Annotated in this window: 18 protein-coding genes and 1 tRNA gene; 5 read left to right on the forward strand and 14 right to left on the reverse strand. The window is 31.0% G+C overall.

Annotated elements, in window-relative coordinates; all coding sequences use genetic code 11:
* Positions 1–3 precede the first annotated feature (3 nt).
* The 4 genes from HPY79_03630 to HPY79_03645 all read left to right on the forward strand — a co-directional run bounded on the left by HPY79_03630 (position 4) and on the right by HPY79_03645 (position 4,780).
* Complete coding sequence (locus tag HPY79_03630) at positions 4–723, forward strand: SAM-dependent methyltransferase (GenBank protein ID NSW44900.1); 720 nt, start codon at positions 4–6, stop codon at positions 721–723.
* A complete protein-coding gene (locus HPY79_03635) occupies positions 720–2,759 on the forward strand; it encodes a hypothetical protein (GenBank protein NSW44901.1) in 2,040 nt (679 codons plus the stop codon). The genes HPY79_03630 and HPY79_03635 overlap by 4 nt, the downstream gene beginning before the upstream one ends.
* Positions 2,760–2,771: 12 nt before the next feature.
* Positions 2,772–3,344, forward strand: a complete 573-nt coding sequence (gene lptC / locus HPY79_03640) for an LPS export ABC transporter periplasmic protein LptC (GenBank protein NSW44902.1) — start codon at positions 2,772–2,774, stop codon at positions 3,342–3,344.
* A gap of 179 nt (positions 3,345–3,523) precedes the next feature.
* Complete coding sequence (locus HPY79_03645) at positions 3,524–4,780, forward strand: HlyC/CorC family transporter (GenBank protein NSW44903.1); 1,257 nt, start codon at positions 3,524–3,526, stop codon at positions 4,778–4,780.
* Between the two features lie 46 nt (positions 4,781–4,826).
* Here the strand turns inward: HPY79_03645 and HPY79_03650 are convergent, their stop codons facing one another.
* The 5 genes from HPY79_03650 to HPY79_03670 form a co-directional block, all read right to left on the reverse strand.
* Complete coding sequence (locus tag HPY79_03650) at positions 4,827–5,558, reverse strand: DUF2807 domain-containing protein (GenBank protein NSW44904.1); 732 nt, start codon at positions 5,556–5,558, stop codon at positions 4,827–4,829.
* A gap of 1 nt (position 5,559) precedes the next feature.
* Positions 5,560–5,928 (reverse strand): GntR family transcriptional regulator, encoded by a 369-nt coding sequence (locus HPY79_03655; protein NSW44905.1) that lies wholly within the window; start codon positions 5,926–5,928, stop codon positions 5,560–5,562.
* A gap of 3 nt (positions 5,929–5,931) precedes the next feature.
* A complete protein-coding gene (locus HPY79_03660; protein ID NSW44906.1) occupies positions 5,932–6,690 on the reverse strand; it encodes a hypothetical protein in 759 nt (252 codons plus the stop codon).
* Between the two features lie 4 nt (positions 6,691–6,694).
* A complete protein-coding gene (locus HPY79_03665; protein ID NSW44907.1) occupies positions 6,695–7,525 on the reverse strand; it encodes an ABC transporter ATP-binding protein in 831 nt (276 codons plus the stop codon).
* Positions 7,526–7,766: 241 nt separating this feature from the next.
* Positions 7,767–8,198: a hypothetical protein gene (locus HPY79_03670; GenBank protein ID NSW44908.1), complete on the reverse strand. Its 432-nt coding sequence runs from the start codon at positions 8,196–8,198 to the stop codon at positions 7,767–7,769.
* A gap of 496 nt (positions 8,199–8,694) precedes the next feature.
* On the opposite strand from HPY79_03670, the gene HPY79_03675 reads away from it, so the two are divergent.
* Positions 8,695–10,032: a saccharopine dehydrogenase NADP-binding domain-containing protein gene (locus HPY79_03675; GenBank protein ID NSW44909.1), complete on the forward strand. Its 1,338-nt coding sequence runs from the start codon at positions 8,695–8,697 to the stop codon at positions 10,030–10,032.
* Between the two features lie 81 nt (positions 10,033–10,113).
* Here HPY79_03675 and HPY79_03680 read toward each other — a convergent pair whose 3' ends face one another.
* The 9 genes from HPY79_03680 to HPY79_03720 all read right to left on the reverse strand — a co-directional run bounded on the left by HPY79_03680 (position 10,114) and on the right by HPY79_03720 (position 16,042).
* Positions 10,114–10,584, reverse strand: coding sequence for a biopolymer transporter ExbD (locus HPY79_03680; protein NSW44910.1), 471 nt, complete (start codon positions 10,582–10,584; stop codon positions 10,114–10,116).
* A complete protein-coding gene (locus HPY79_03685; protein ID NSW44911.1) occupies positions 10,584–11,165 on the reverse strand; it encodes a biopolymer transporter ExbD in 582 nt (193 codons plus the stop codon). Before HPY79_03685 ends, HPY79_03680 begins: the two co-directional genes overlap by 1 nt.
* A 9-nt stretch (positions 11,166–11,174) precedes the next feature.
* Positions 11,175–11,483: a hypothetical protein gene (locus tag HPY79_03690; protein NSW44912.1), complete on the reverse strand. Its 309-nt coding sequence runs from the start codon at positions 11,481–11,483 to the stop codon at positions 11,175–11,177.
* A gap of 8 nt (positions 11,484–11,491) precedes the next feature.
* Positions 11,492–12,328 carry a MotA/TolQ/ExbB proton channel family protein gene (locus HPY79_03695; protein NSW44913.1) on the reverse strand — a complete coding sequence of 279 codons (837 nt, stop codon included), beginning with the start codon at positions 12,326–12,328 and terminating at the stop codon, positions 11,492–11,494.
* A gap of 52 nt (positions 12,329–12,380) precedes the next feature.
* Positions 12,381–12,470 (reverse strand) — tRNA-Ser (locus HPY79_03700).
* A gap of 86 nt (positions 12,471–12,556) precedes the next feature.
* Entirely contained in the window at positions 12,557–13,588 is a 1,032-nt protein-coding gene (locus tag HPY79_03705) for an asparaginase (protein NSW44914.1), read from the reverse strand.
* A gap of 3 nt (positions 13,589–13,591) precedes the next feature.
* Positions 13,592–14,362 carry a TatD family hydrolase gene (locus tag HPY79_03710; protein NSW44915.1) on the reverse strand — a complete coding sequence of 257 codons (771 nt, stop codon included), beginning with the start codon at positions 14,360–14,362 and terminating at the stop codon, positions 13,592–13,594.
* Positions 14,363–14,414: 52 nt separating this feature from the next.
* Positions 14,415–15,539 (reverse strand): DNA-protecting protein DprA, encoded by a 1,125-nt coding sequence (dprA, locus tag HPY79_03715; protein NSW44916.1) that lies wholly within the window; start codon positions 15,537–15,539, stop codon positions 14,415–14,417.
* Positions 15,539–16,042 (reverse strand): hypothetical protein, encoded by a 504-nt coding sequence (locus HPY79_03720; GenBank protein ID NSW44917.1) that lies wholly within the window; start codon positions 16,040–16,042, stop codon positions 15,539–15,541. Before HPY79_03720 ends, dprA begins: the two co-directional genes overlap by 1 nt.
* Position 16,043: the final 1 nt, after the last annotated feature.

Raw genomic sequence — 16,043 nt, forward strand, 5'->3', positions numbered from 1 at the left:
CCCATGAACTCAACCGGTATCTTATATTTAATACCAACTCCCTTGGGTAATCAAATACAATCTTTTTTTTACGATTCATATTACATTGAAATTATTTCATCCTGCAGACATTTTATTGTCGAAGAAGTTAAAACTACGCGTCGTTTTTTAAGAAAAATCATACCCCAATTTCCTATTGACGATTGTCAATTTTTAGTTTTCAACGAACACAGTTTAAAGCATCATTTAACCCTCTTTATTGACCCACTAAAAAAAGGATTTAATGTGTGTATGCTTTCAGAGGCAGGCTGCCCTGCAATAGCCGACCCTGGCTACCCTATTATTCTTGAAGCTCATCGACAAAAAATAAAAGTAAGCCCATTAGTAGGTCCATCGAGCATTATTTTAGCACTCATGGCTTCGGGCTTACCTGCTCAACAGTTCAAGTTTAACGGCTATTTACCCGTTAAAGCCGAACCATTAAAAAACAAACTAAAAACACTCGAACATCAATCATTTCACGAAAATATTAGTCAAGTATTCATTGAAACACCTTACCGTAATCAAAATCTTTTTAACGAAATTATTCAAGTTTGCAACCCCAATTCATTACTATGTATTGCCTCTAATATTACCCAACCCAATGAATACATCCAAACTCTATCTATATCACAATGGCATGAAAATAGATGGGTCGCCGAAAAAAATCCTACTATTTTTATCTTATTTTCGGGTAAACTATGAGAATAATATTTATCATATTATTTATATCATTGTATATTTCGATTTTTGGACAAACCGAACAGCTCTCACTACCTATTAAACACAATTCATACGTTACCCATTTAATTTTTAGCACCGACCGACGATATGTTTATACGGTTTCTAAAGACCAAACTATAAAATTATGGTATTTTTCGAGTGGCAATCTTGTAAAAACCTTTATAGGTCACACAAATACTATAAAAGCTATTGCAATAGATAACACAAATAGCTTTTTATTTAGCGCAGACGAAGGTGGAAATGTCTTTGTTTGGAATACTTTAACAGGAGATATTATCAAAAGAATCACAGCCTCTGCTTCAGTTGAAACTATTTTGTGGTGTGAAAATAATAAAAATCTCATTGTTAGTACTTCCGATGGTAAACTAACATGGTACCAATATCCTCAAATGAATATTATTGAAACTATATCTACCTCGCCCTTTATTGCAATTAAGATTTTAAAGGCAAAAGACCCCAATTTTTATTTTGTTGGTTTCAAAAAATGTAATACTTGCAAACAAAATATTCTTCAAAATGGCAATGTACAACTTTTTGATGCATCAACTCATTCTTTTTTTCCCTTATGCAACTACACCGATGATTTAAGCAACCTTATACTTAGCCCCGATAGCAGTAAATTGGTATCAGCATCGTCCGAAAATTATATGATACGCGTTTGGGACACTAATCGTTTATTGGAGGAAACCTCTATTAAAACCCCTACCAAACCTTATACATTATTCGTATCACGCACAAATAAAATGATTGGAGTAGGCTCTGCTGAAAATGGTGAATTACGAATTTACCGCTATTCGGGCGAAGAAATACTAAGTACAATCATAGATACTGGCTATGTTGTTTATGGCGAAATAAATAACGATATTACCCGTATTCACCTATTGAATAATTATGGGCAATTCAAAAAATACGATTTTAGCTTTAACCTACGTGAGGTTATGGGATATTATACCTCCATTATTAATGAAATTAACACCATTGCATACAACAAAGAAAATCAATTAATAATAATGGGTCTTAAAAACGGAATGACAAAGATTTTTGACCTTAAAACAACTACATATAAAAATCTACCTTTTAAATTCAAGGCAAGTGTTAGTTATATTAGCACTTATCAATCATATATAGCAATAGTTTACGACCCAATTATTACATACAACGAAACCGATAACCCTAATTTAGCAAATAATACGGAATCGGTTGCCATTATTTATGATATTCAGAAAGATAGCATTATAAAAAAATTCAACTATTCAAGCTCCTATATAACGTCCATTTTTGTTGCATCTGAACACCTTTTTTTAGGCTTTAACAATGGTAAAATAGAAATCTGGAACATCAAAGTCAACAAAAAAATAAATGAAATTCAAGCTTCGCCATACGATATACTTCAACTATATTATTCACCACATCAGCAAACTTTATACTCAAAAGATATTGACAACCGCATTTTAGTTTTTCAATTAAAACCCAGTAACCAAATTATTTTCTCTAATACCATAAACCTTAATGAACAAGAAGAACTTTATAGTTTTTTAAATAACCAATATGCTACCAACCAAAAAATTAATTTTCAAGAAAAAAATTTTCAATATGCCAATAATGGTGCTCATTTCATAAATAAAGACACATGCATTATTATACAAAATAATACAATAAAAGCCATAACTTTTAATAATAATATCATATGGGAAATCATACCCGAATGGACAAAACCTCTTTTTGTATTAAGCGATTCAACCCTTCATCGCATATTTGTATGTGATAAACACGGCAATATTGCATTTTACAACTCAATTGATGGTAAATGGATTTGTAATTTGTATGTCAATCAAAACGACACATGGATTTGTAAATCGGAACAACATTACGACATCGAAAAAAGTTTAATTAACAAAGTTTTTACTATAAAAGGAATTAGCTTTGTTGATAGCAATCCATTAAAACATCAACGAATTGAACAACTACTACAAAAATTAGTTTTAATAAAAGAATAAAAATCTCTATTTTTGTTGAACAAAACATTTTCTTCGTTGCAAACATTAAGACATATAATTTACTTATTTCTATTATTTTACTGTTTCTCTTGCTCCAATAGCCTCGAAACAGTCAATTCTATTGTAAGCAGCGATACTATACCTGTTCTATCATCAAAAAACTTTTACCTTACACGTAGCGATTCTGGTATTATTGTTGTTAGAGCTCAAGCAAAAGTCGTAAAATATATCATTACGGCTAAAGATTCGTTTACCATTTTTCCTAATGGCATTATAGTTGAAACCTTTTCAAATTATCCTCAAGTAGAAAGCATGATTTCTGCAAATTATGCCAAACATTACGAAAGTAAAAAACTTTGGGAAGTAAAAAATAATGTAATAGCACGAAACTATAAAGGCGATACCCTTTATACAGAATTGCTCTATTGGGACGAAAAGTCAAAAAAAGTATATAGCAATAAATTTTGTAAAATAATAACTCAAGACGGACTACTGATTGGAAAAAACGGATTTGAAGCCGACGAAAGCCTTACCAAGTGGAAAGTCTTTAATACACAAGGAACTGTAAATGTCAAAGACCAATAACAAAAGCATCATATTAGAACGAATGTGGTTAATAATTGCCATCATCACGCTTATATTAGCTATCATTGAATCGATAAGAAAACCATTTGAACAAACTTACCCTTTGTTTATTATTACGGGTATTAGCTTTTTTATGTTTTCGTTACGAAAAAGTATTCGAAAAAAAATTAAATCCTAATATGCAATATCTTAATATTATAATATTACTCATCTTATCAGGGATTTTTTCAGGCCTTGAAATTGCATTTATAACCTCTGATAAATTGCGACTTGAACTTGATAAGAAAAAAGGCAAATGGTATGCTCAAATTCTTAACCCTATATATCAAAACCCTAAAAAATTTATAGCTACTATGCTCATTGCCAATAATTTTGTTTTAGTTCTTTATGGTATTTTATTTTCACAATTTTTAGATGTTAAATTAAGCCTTTACACTCATAATACTTTTATTATTTTAATCTTAAGTACGCTTATTTCAACTGTAATTATTTTATTTCTTGGCGAATTTATTCCCAAAAGCTTATTTATGCTTAAACCCAATCCACTTTTATATATATTTGCAGTTCCATCCATAATTCTATTTTACTTATTCTATCCTTTAACATGGTTTTTTATTCATTTGTCAAATTTAATTATTCGTTTGCTCTATGGTAAAAACAACTCAAAAAGCACAGAATTGGTATTTAGTAAATTCGACTTATACCAAATGATAGAAAATTCGATCAACAACGACCAAACAAAAGAAGATATTAATTACGAATTAAAAATATTTCATAATGCTCTTACTTTCGATAAAGTAAAACTCAAAGAATGTATTGTTCCTCGCACCGAAATTGCTGCCGTAGAAATAAACAATTCAATATCGAATATTAAAGAAAAATTTATTGAAACTGGTTATTCCAAACTATTAGTGTATAAAGATAATATCGACAACATAGTAGGTTATATTCATATAGGCGATATATTTTCGAACCCAGCCTCAATTCAATCTATTATTCGCGAAATTATTATTGTACCAGAAACCTTAACGGCTCAAAAATTACTTAGCGAATTTATTCAAAAGAAAAAAAGTATAGCTTTAGTAGTTGACGAATTTGGCGGAACTTCGGGCATTGTTACTATTGAAGACATTTTAGAAGAAATATTTGGCGAAATAAACGACGAACACGATACCGACGAATTAGTTGATAAAAAAATCAATGATAATGAATATGTTTTAGCAGGCCGACTTGAAATAGATAGCCTTAACGAAAAATATAACCTAAATATACCCGAATCGCAAGAATACGAAACCTTAGCTGGCTTTATTTTATTCCATTACAATAGCATTCCTAAACCCAACGAAACCATTCAAATTCCACCCTTTAGCATTAAAATATTAAAAGGAACAAATACAAAAATAGAACTTGTATTACTCAAAGTAGAAACAACATAATGATATTAAAAAAGGGACTATATGCTTTAGCCCCTTTTATTTTGTATTATTGTACTGAACTACTTTGATCGGTTTTTATTTGCTTTATTTTAGGCTTTCCATCAATGTAAATGCTACTTCCATCCTCAATTATGGCCGATATTGAATCTTTTACATTTACTTTCAAAGAAGACCCATCTTTAACAGTAGCATTTGCTATTAATAGATTAAGCTTATCTAAACTTACACTGCTTCCATCTTTTATATACATTTCGGACTTTGTCGCATTGCCTTCCACTTGAACACTACTACCATCACTCAGCGACATTTTCAAGTTATTTCCACTATATTTTAAATTAGCATCGGCTCCATCTTTTAAATCTATTTGAAGCTTTTCAACCTTCAATGTATCATCAAACAAAACAATTGCTCCATTTCGAATAATTAAACTACTGATATTAGGAGAATACAATGTTAAAAGAGCATTTTTTCTTCGAAATACTTTCGGAGCATTAATCGTCAGTTGATTAGACGTTTGATGTAATTTAATATGATTTTTAAATGCCTCATCTATTGTCATTTTAGCATAAACGGAATCGCTACATTTCCAGTGAACTGTGATATTTCCCGAAATCATAATACTATTAAAACTGTTAAGTTTTATTTCATCTGTTACCGTTTTTCCAGAAGCAACTAATAAATTACTTTTTAGCTTGCTACTAAGAACAATAATCGCAATTAATGATAAAATAAATTGTAGCGAAATTGTAACTATCAAAAATTTTGTACTTGTTTTCATATTACTTAATTTTATTAATAAATGTTTGAAAATATTGTTCTAAGTCATTTAAAGAGATGCCTAATAATACCATTTGCTTAAAAAATTGTGGCATATCCCATTGCGTAAACTTTTGACGCAAATACGTTTTGGCTTTTTCTTTGCCATCTGCCGAAACAAAATAGCCTATACCGCGTTTATTAAAAATAATTCCTTCTGATTGAAGCAAATCATACGAACGCAATACTGTATTGGGATTTACTTCAAGTTGCACCGAAAGCTCTCGAACCGATGGTATTCGTTCAGCCTGAACCCATTTTTCAGTTAAAATATAGGCGCATATTTCATCGACTATTTGCAAATATATGGCCTGATTACTAGCAAATTGCATAGTTTAACCCTCTCTTTCTTTAAGTTTAAAATATGCTGTTATTAAACACATAATAGCAACTACAAGCATAAAGATTTTTAAGCCCCAAACTATCGATTCGGGATTTGATATTACAATACCATTAAAAGCAAACTCCTTTTCAGCCAAATCGTTTACAGGTAATAGAAGACGCCCCCATATATACAACCATAAATTATGCAACATGCTTATAGAAAACAACACTAATAAGGTTTTAAAAAACGATAGTTTTTTGAACCAAGATGCACCTAAGAAAAAAACAGCATGAACAATAAACCCAACAAAAAATAAAGTACCAATACTACTCCAGCTTTCACTACCAACAGAAAAATCTACAACAAAAAATGATTTGGCAATTACATACAATAATACAATTGAAAAGCGATATACAATATAACTCAATATAAGGTAAACAGGAAAAGTAAATAGCCATGCGGTTAAAAATTTTTCAAAAATTGAAGCTGGCAGTGTTAAAAAAGTAACAGAAGTATTTGGTTCTTGTAATTCTTTAAATGCCTCTGAAGCAAAAACCGCCCCCATAATAGAAAATGTAATAAGCATCGATACCTTAAACGATTGTAGTGTATTTGCAGGGTTTTGAGTTGTAAACAATATTAACAAGCTAATAGCAAAATTTATCCCAGTTGCTGCAATCATTGCTATTCGCCACGATTTAGCAGATAATACCCACTGACGATGAATCAATAATTTGATTCTTTTTAAACTAAAATCATTGGTTTTCATACTTCTAAACATTTAAAAGTTTATTAATTTTATCAGACTCATGAATAATAGCATTAAACAATAATTCAAAATCTATTTCAAAATTTTTATCCGTTGGTTGACTACAGATTGCTTTTATTCCGCCAAATTGTTCTTCAAAATAAATTACCGATTCGTCAGATTTTTCTTTCAAACTAAAAAACAACTTATTTGAAATTGTTTCTAAATCAGCTGCAAAACGAATATATCCATTATCGAGCACTATGATATAATCAATCAAACTCGATAAATCGCGAACCTGATGTGTAGAAATAACAATACACGAATCGTCGTGAATTTGCTGTGCAAGTAATTTTCTAAACTGACTTTTCGAAGGAATATCAAGTCCATTGGTAGGCTCATCCATCAATATTAACGACGCATTGGTAGATAATGCAAAAGCTATAATAAACTTTTTCTGTTGACCATATGAAGCTTCATTAAGCTTCATGGCTGCATCTAATTCAAATTCTTTTAAGCATAGTTTAAACTTTTCGACTTCAATTTTTTGATAAAAAGGAGCATGAATATCAAAATACTTTTGCATACTAATAGCAGGCAGTTTAAAGGTTTCTGGAATAATATACAAGTCTTGCAATATGCTAACCGATCGGGTACTTATAGATTGTCCATTAAACTCAACACTACCACTATTAGCCATTAATACACCCGACAAATGCTTAAGTAATGTGGTTTTGCCGGCACCATTAACACCAAAAAGACCATAAATATGGCCTCTTTTTAATTCCAAATTCAGATTATTAAATAATAATCTCTTTTTAGAATAACCAAATTTTAAATTTTGAACGTTTATCATACTATTTTATTTTTATAGTGTACTATTATACTAATACACTACAAATGTATGACAATATTTTTAAACTACCAAATTTTTTTGCTTTTTTTTTAACTTTTCTATAAAGCTAAATTACAGAGATTTATAAGAATTTTAATAAACCTTAAAATGTAAATAATGAGCGATTGAAAATTAAATAAAGTAAAAATAGAATTTTATCTTTCAATAATAAGATAAAGCAAACCTAAATTAATTTTTGTTTTTAAATATTTATTATGGTAGAACCAGTTGCAGGATGATGTATAATTTCAATATTTGATCCAACTGGATATTTAATATGTATATCACTATTATTTGTTTTTATTGTGAAAGTTTTTTCTTCACCATTTACATTAAAGGAAACAACTAAAACTTTATACATTTTAGATGAAAAGAAATTAAAAGCTTTTGAATGCTTTATAACTTTTGCTGTTATCCTAAGTCCATATTGACGAGCTGTTTTATTATTTCTATCAATTTCAATCGCTTTCTTTAATAAAAGATAAGATACAAATCCAAATATCAGAATGCTTATTATAACCATAAATAATTGGCTCTTATCTATTGGAAATAAAATAGAAATAACTATTACAAAAACGACAAAAACAGATCCAAATAATCCAAAAAACCAAAATGGAGTAGATTTTTGCTGCATAAATTAAAAATTATAAACAAACATAAGGTAAATATTTTAAATGTGCAACATTTTGTAAATTTATATATTAAAAGAAAAATTATTTTAACCAAGTAACATGAATAAACAAATTCAGCCAGGCTAATAAAAATATTAATATTTTCAGAAGAATAAACCCTACACCCACCGTCATACCGAGCTTGTCGAGGTATAACCATACGCAAAACTAAATGGGCATTGGGGTCATTCTTCGACAAACTCAGAATGACAAGCAATTCGACAAGCTCAGAATGACAAGAAATTTGAATTGATTACAAACATTTTATCGTTTACGCATATCTAATGCGTAATGTAGATTTAAGTGTTCTTTCTACATCCGATGAGTTATAATCATAATTAAATTTTAAACTTTTAATTATTTATTTTTTAAACTTATAAATTTGGTTTTAAATCTGCCTTTTCTCATATCAAATATATTATTTAATCACCTATCTTTGCCTAAAATAAAATAAAACGTATGAAACAAATATTAATATTAGGTGCAGGATTTTCGTCCACAGTAATGATTAAATACTTATTAGAAAAATCTGTAGAAAATAACTGGAAAATAACAGTTGGTGATGTTTCGCTTGAATTAGCCGAAAAAAAAGTTAATCATCACCCCAATGGTCGTGCAATTGCCTTCGATATCAACAATGAAGAACAGAAGCAATTAGAAATAGGCAATGCCGATGTAGTAATATCATTTTTACCCGCAATGATGCATCCAATAGTGGCTCGCGAATGTTTAAAACAAGGTAAAAATATGCTAACAGCCTCCTATGTTTCACCAGAAATGAAAGCTCTAGCTCCAGAGGTGAAACAAAAAGGGTTAATATTTTTAAACGAATTGGGTGTTGACCCCGGTATCGATCATATGTCGGCAATGAAAGTTATCGATCATATACGCTCACAAGGAGGTATTATGAAAGCTTTTTATAGCAATACCGGCGGATTAATAGCTCCAGAATCAGATAATAATCCATGGCACTATAAATTTACTTGGAATCCAAGAAATGTTATAGTTGCCGGACAAGGAACAGCCAAATATTTTGAAAATGGAACCATCAAATATATACCATATCAACAATTATTTAAACGTACCTTTAGAGTTAAAGTACTCGATTTAGGTGAATTTGATGTATATGCCAACCGCGATTCTTTATCTTATCGTGAAGTTTATGGTTTACAAGATATACCAACCATTTTCAGAGGGACTATGCGTCGTCCTGGATATTGTCAAGCATGGAATATATTTGTTCAACTTGGTATGACCGATGATACTTATATAGTTGAAAATTCTGAAAATATTACTTATCGCGATTTTATCAATATGTATCTCCCGTACGATAATTCTTTAACAGTTGAAGAAAAAGTGTGTAAAATATTCAATCTTGATATGAATTCGCAAGAATTACATCTTTTAAAATGGTCTGGAATTTTCGAAAAAAATATAGTGGGCTTAAAAGATGCTAGTCCAGCAAAAATATTGCAAAAATTATTGGAAGAAAAATGGAGACTTGAGCCTGGCGATAAAGATATGATTGTTATGCAACATATTTTTAAATATGAAATAAATCAAGAACTTCATCAGATTACATCCTCACTTGTAGTTAAAGGTAAAAACGAAATAGAAACTTCAATGGCAATAACCGTTGGCATGCCGGTTGCTTTTGCTACTGAAATGCTGCTCAAAGGAGAAATCAATCTTACGGGTGTTCATACTCCAGTAATACCTGAACTTTACAACCCTATTTTATCGAAACTAGAACAAATAGGAATTCATTTTATAGAAGAACATCAGGTTATTAATTAAAATTGTAAACGTTAATACATAATAAAAGAAAAGGCTGAAACCATGTTTTCAGCCTTTTCTTTTTAAATAATCATCAATACATTATTTACCTTTATTTCGTCCTGAATAGTTAATTTTAAGAGCATTTGCTTTTCTAAGTTCTTGTTTAAGGTCTGTAATAATACCCATCTTAGTATTAATATCTACTTTTAGCGAAGTAGTTAAAAAAGGCACATCACTTTCTGGGCGTGCAGCTCTTTCTTTTTCGATAAAAGACTGAATATCAGAAAGCTTAGCAAAAGCATCGTTTAATTGAATACGAGGTTCAGTTCCAAATATTTTTTGAAACTGCGGACGCGGTTCACCCACATAAATATAACTCACCAACGATTTCTTTTCAATCTTTTTGGCTTCCGAAATTTCAGCTGGTAACTTCAATTTTACTTTAAGTTCAACATCGCGCATTACTGTTGTTACCATAAAGAAGAACAAAAGCATGAAAATAACGTCGGGCAAAGATGCAGTACTAATTTTGGGTGTACCACCTTTTGTTTTTTGCTTAAATTTTCCCATTATTTATTTCCTCCTCCAATATTTTTAGGTTCAGCTTCGGAAATGCGTTGTGGGTAAATTTCATTAATGGCTTCACGTTGTTCTTGCGAAAGTTTATCGTAATCTTTACCAAACTTTTTCATAGCAAGTTCTTGTCGCAATTCATTATATGCAGCAACGAGCTCGTTTTGAACTTTTAGATACATTTCATACTTTGTACCACGGTCATTTTGCAACGAAATAACTTGCTTCGAAACAGGATATTGTCCAAAAAAAGGCACATTTGTCATCACCTTTTCGGGCATATTGGGATCGTCGTTTGGATTTTCGATAAATTCTTTTGCTTTTTTTCGTAAATCCTTAATATTTCCCCATTCGTTTTGAACAAGAAGCTGATTATTAGCATTTATTAAAACCGTAAATACATTACGCTTTTTTATTTCAGGTGGTTTTTCGGTGGTTTCGTCAATCCATGGTGGAAGTTTTCGTGACAATCCACTATCTACATCCATGGTTGTAGCCACCAAGAAAAATATCAAAAGCAGAAAAGCGATATCTGCCATTGATCCTGCATTAATTTCAGGTATTTCTTTCTTTGGCATAATTCTATCTTATTTAAATAATTTAGATATTTCTGCATAGATAGCAGCTAAAATGGTTCCAAAAAACATGATGTACAATGTAATAATAGAACCACCAATAATTTTAGATAGTTGTTCACCGATTTGAAACTTTTCGTAAACTTCGCCAGAACTAATAAAATAGGATAATAAAAATATTAGTACTAGGCCTATCGTTCCAAAAATAGTGCTTTTACTATTTTTGAAATTCTTAATTAGGAACCAACCTGCGAAACCTAATACAAGCAGGATGGCCACAAAAATTAAGAAATATGTTAAATATAATGCTACATCAATCATAATTGCTATTATTTATTTTTACGTTGATAATGAACTAAAATATCCATTAAAGAGATGGAGCTATCTTCCATAGAAATAACTAAGGTTTCAATTTTAGAAACAAGATAGTTATAGAATACCTGTAATATAATTGCAACAATAAGACCAAAAATTGTTGTTAACAATGCAACTTTAATACCACCTGCTACAATAGTGGGAGAAATATCACCAGCTACTTCGATAGCATCGAAAGCTTCAACCATACCAACAACCGTACCTAAGAATCCTAACATAGGTGCAAGTGCTATAGCTAAACTTATCCAGGTTAAACCTCTTTCGAGACCAGAGCTTTGTACACTACCATAGGAAACAATTGATTTTTCAACTACATCGAGACCTTGATCGTAACGATCTAAACCTTGATAAAAAATACTTGCTACAGGACCACGGGTATTGCGGCATACTTCTTTAGCAGCTTCTATTCCGCCGTTATTTAAGGCATCTTCAACTTTTTGTAAAAGTTTTTGAGTATTGGTTGTAGCCATATTAAGATAAATAATACGCTCAATAACAATAGCAAGACCAATGATTAAAAGGATTAGAATTGGGGTCATCCAAGGAACACCACCTTCGATAAATTTTGTTTTAAACACTTGATGTAACCCTTTTTCTTCGGGAACTGCCATTTCAGCTGCTGCAGTATCTGTTTGAGCAACTGGCTGTTCTTGTACAGCAGGTTGAGTTGTATCATCTACCATTTGAGTATTGGTAGCTTGTTGAACCTGGGTAGTTTGACCCATTACCCAATTACTTGCTCCAAAAGTGAGCAAACTAACAACGGTTAAAAAAGAAAAAAACTTTCTCATTTGCATAAACATTTTAATTTAAGTTAATAATCATTCATTTTTAAATTCATTGCGGAGAGAGCGGGATTCGAACCCGCGATCCCGTTTGAAGCGGGATACACGCTCTCCAGGCGTGCTCCTTCGACCACTCGGACACCTCTCCATACACCAAAAGTCAAAGAACAATTTTAGGCTGTGAAATTACAAAATATAAATGGATATATAAACAAATTTTTGATATTTTTTTTCTTATTCTTCTGTCATTTCTCCTCTAATGGAATGTTGTAAATAATAACGCGATTCTTGATAACTAAAACCCTTACTTAACACATACATCATTTTAGTAACTGCTGCTTCGGTAGTCATATCTTTGCCATCTATAACGCCCGCTTGCAACATTTCGCGGCTTGTTTCATATACGCCCATTTTTATACTCCCTACTAAGCATTGCGTTACATTTAATATACAAATTCCATTATCTATTGCTCTTTTTATAGATTTAATAAACCATTCGTTGGTTGGAGCATTACCGGCTCCATAGGTTTCGAGCACAATCCCATTTAATCCATTTATATTCAATAAAGCATCAAATACTTGTTGTTGAATACCTGGGAATAATTTAACAATAGCTACATTTGAGTTTAAGTGATTATGGAAAATCGTTTCATTTTGCGAAGGATAATCGATATAAGGAAAATTGTAATGAATATCGATGCCAGCAGTTGCTAAAAGCGGATAATTGGGCGATTTAAAGGCTTTAAATTGATCGGTACTATATTTTGAGGTTCGATTGGCTCTAAAAAGTTTGTTTTCAAAGTAAATACATACTTCAGGCACTGTGGGTTGTCCATTAGGCAATTTTGAAGCAGCTATGGTAATTGCTGTTAATAAATTTTCGCGTCCATCGGTACGTATTTCGCTTATAGGCAACTGAGAACCTGTAAAAATAATTGGTTTATTAACATTTTCTATCATAAAACTTATTGCCGAGGCTGAATATGCCATTGTGTCGGTTCCATGCAAAATAACAAAACCATCGAACAATAAATAATTTTGCTTAATAATTGATAACATATTTTTCCAGAACTCGGGTGTGGTATTAGATGAGTCTATTAACGGCTTAAGCGAAATAGTATCAATTTGATATGGAAATAAGCTTAACTCTGGAACATGTTTAAAAATTTCAGAAATTTCTACAGGGACAAGTGAATTTGTTTTTTTATCTTTTACCATTCCAATCGTTCCACCTGTATAAATCAATAAAATTTTAGTCTTATCCATTTTTTATTCTATTTTAAATAATTGTTGTGCATTATTCGATGTTTGTAATGCAACTTCCTCAAGGGTTAAATTCTTTAATTCTGCTATTTTATTAGCCATTATTTGAATATAAGAACTTTCATTACGTTGTCCTCTATATGGAACAGGCGATAAATAAGGAGCATCGGTTTCTAGTACTATATATTTAATAGGTATTTCTTTTACTACTTCTGCCATAGTAGCATTTTTATATGTTACAACTCCACCTATTCCTAACTTAAAGCCAAGTGAAATAACTTCTTCGGCTTCTTTAATATTACCAGGGAAACAATGAAAAACACCTGTTAATCCTAAATGCTGATATTGCTTTAATAACTTTATCAATTCATTTAATGATTTTCGCGAATGAATTACTAATGGCAACTTATAATGTTGTGCTAAAAAAAATTGTTCGACGAGTACTTCAGTTTGCTGTTCTATATATGTTTTATCCCAATAATAATCGAGTCCGCATTCGCCAATAGCAATAACATTATTTTTTTCAAGTGCGGCTTTCAATTGCTCAAGCTCTGTTTTATAATCTTCCTTAACCGATGTAGGATGAATACCCAACATAGGATAACAATACCCTTTATTTTGTTCGCACACTTCAAGCATTTTTTCTCGATGATGTCTATCTATATCGGGCACTAACAATTTTACTAAGCCATTATTTTTCGATCGTTGGAGCATTTCATTCCTATCATCATCAAATTGCTCAAGATAAATATGTGTATGAGTATCTACAAATTTCATTTTGCAAACGTACTAAAATTGTTAGAAAAATAAAATACACTTATCTTATTATCTAAAGCTTTATTGCTAATGTATAAACTTTACCGGGCAGAGGCTTAATAAGACCATTGAATTCCATATTTAACAATAATACTGAAACTTTACTCACAGGCATATTGGCTGCTAGGGCAATAAGATCGATAGTAATATCACCTTTATCTTTCAATATTTCTATTATTTTTTTCTCATCTTCGTTTATTTCAAAAACAAGTGGAATATTGTTTGGCTCATTCTTAACTTTAAAAGACCAGCCTAATACTTTACATATATCTTCGGCACTTTCTACTAGAGCGGCTTTATTTGATTTTATAAGAAAATTAGGTCCTTCGGAATAGGTATCGCTTATTTTTCCAGGTAATGCTAATACATCGCGGTTGTATGAGAAAGCTATTTCGGCGGTTATCATTGCGCCTCCATCTCGCTTTGATTCAACTACTAAAGTTGCATCCGACATTCCAGCAATAATCCTATTACGTTTAACAAAATTTCCTTTATCAGGAGGTGTTTTCGATAAAAATTCGCTAATTAAGCCTCCATTATCGAGCATTTTTGCAGCAATTTTTTTATGTTCGGCGGGATAAATTTGATCTAATCCATGAGCAACCACCGCAACCGTTGGTAATCCGTTATCTAAAGCAGATTTATGTGCAGCTATATCTATCCCATAAGCTAAGCCACTTACAATTAAAACATTAAGATTATTATTTTTAAAATCTTGCATTATCTTATCGCAAAAAGCACGCCCGTAGTGTGTTGCCCGTCGAGTTCCTACAACACTTAAAACCTGAGGAGCATTAAATGGGATATTGCCCAATGTAAAAATTGTAACGGGCCCATCTTCACAATGTTTTAATCGATAAGGATAATTTTCGTCGAGATAAGATAAAATTTGAATTTGATAAGTATCGCAAAATTTGAGTTCCTCTTCTACCCTTTTCCACAAATCGTTGCTATAAATAGTTTTTATTATTTTCTTAGCTAATACGTCGCTAATTCCAGGTATTTTATCTAAATTATTTTTATTTTCTCTAAAAACTGCCTCTAAACCACCACAATAAGCAATAAGCCTTTTAGCATTAATATCGCCAATGCCAGGTATTAAAGTTATAGCAATTTTTAAAGCTCTCTGGTCGTTTATCATTCAAATTTCTCAAGTTTAATCTTTGAATATTGATTCAAAGCTGATAACATTTGATTTTTTATGTCTTTGCTGATACCTGTAATTGAAATAGGCTTATAACGAGCAATACCTTGCTTTGTTCTTTGATATATAACCAATTCTTGTCTCTGATTAGCAAATGCTTTTATAATTTCAATTTTGTACAAATCCTTTTTTGGAATTTTCAGCATGTTATATTTGGGAACAATCGAAGTCATAGCATAAAATTTTATATGTATCATTTGAGGTTCTTCTTCATCATCATATATAATAATATTGTATTTCTTTTTTGATCTAAAAATCAGGTAGCCAATAAAACAAAGAGCAAAAAATACTGAATAAATCCAAGAAGGAATTGGTAGTAAATAGGTAGCATAAATATCGTACAACAGACCTATGGCAATTAAAGCCATAAATACCATAGTTACAAAGGCTAATTGCCCTCTTAAACGAGTATAATCTCCTTGATTATCTATTTTCATT

This window comes from Bacteroidales bacterium, from assembly GCA_013314715.1.
Lineage (GTDB): Bacteria > Bacteroidota > Bacteroidia > Bacteroidales > GWA2-32-17 > Ch61.

What these genes read in the sequence shown, in the direction of transcription:
- HPY79_03635 (NSW44901.1), top strand. Translation starts at nt 720, where the DNA reads ATGAGAATAATATTTATCATATTATTTATATCATTGTATATTTCGATT.
- HPY79_03705 (NSW44914.1), bottom strand. Translation starts at nt 13,588, where the DNA reads ATGGATAAGACTAAAATTTTATTGATTTATACAGGTGGAACGATTGGA.
- HPY79_03645 (NSW44903.1), top strand. Translation starts at nt 3,524, where the DNA reads ATGCAATATCTTAATATTATAATATTACTCATCTTATCAGGGATTTTT.
- HPY79_03665 (NSW44907.1), bottom strand. Translation starts at nt 7,525, where the DNA reads ATGATAAACGTTCAAAATTTAAAATTTGGTTATTCTAAAAAGAGATTA.
- HPY79_03655 (NSW44905.1), bottom strand. Translation starts at nt 5,928, where the DNA reads ATGCAATTTGCTAGTAATCAGGCCATATATTTGCAAATAGTCGATGAA.
- HPY79_03660 (NSW44906.1), bottom strand. Translation starts at nt 6,690, where the DNA reads ATGAAAACCAATGATTTTAGTTTAAAAAGAATCAAATTATTGATTCAT.
- HPY79_03690 (NSW44912.1), bottom strand. Translation starts at nt 11,483, where the DNA reads ATGATTGATGTAGCATTATATTTAACATATTTCTTAATTTTTGTGGCC.
- HPY79_03680 (NSW44910.1), bottom strand. Translation starts at nt 10,584, where the DNA reads ATGGGAAAATTTAAGCAAAAAACAAAAGGTGGTACACCCAAAATTAGT.
- HPY79_03675 (NSW44909.1), top strand. Translation starts at nt 8,695, where the DNA reads ATGAAACAAATATTAATATTAGGTGCAGGATTTTCGTCCACAGTAATG.
- HPY79_03650 (NSW44904.1), bottom strand. Translation starts at nt 5,558, where the DNA reads ATGAAAACAAGTACAAAATTTTTGATAGTTACAATTTCGCTACAATTT.
- HPY79_03630 (NSW44900.1), top strand. Translation starts at nt 4, where the DNA reads ATGAACTCAACCGGTATCTTATATTTAATACCAACTCCCTTGGGTAAT.
- HPY79_03695 (NSW44913.1), bottom strand. Translation starts at nt 12,328, where the DNA reads ATGAGAAAGTTTTTTTCTTTTTTAACCGTTGTTAGTTTGCTCACTTTT.
- HPY79_03720 (NSW44917.1), bottom strand. Translation starts at nt 16,042, where the DNA reads ATGAAAATAGATAATCAAGGAGATTATACTCGTTTAAGAGGGCAATTA.
- HPY79_03685 (NSW44911.1), bottom strand. Translation starts at nt 11,165, where the DNA reads ATGCCAAAGAAAGAAATACCTGAAATTAATGCAGGATCAATGGCAGAT.
- HPY79_03670 (NSW44908.1), bottom strand. Translation starts at nt 8,198, where the DNA reads ATGCAGCAAAAATCTACTCCATTTTGGTTTTTTGGATTATTTGGATCT.
- HPY79_03710 (NSW44915.1), bottom strand. Translation starts at nt 14,362, where the DNA reads ATGAAATTTGTAGATACTCATACACATATTTATCTTGAGCAATTTGAT.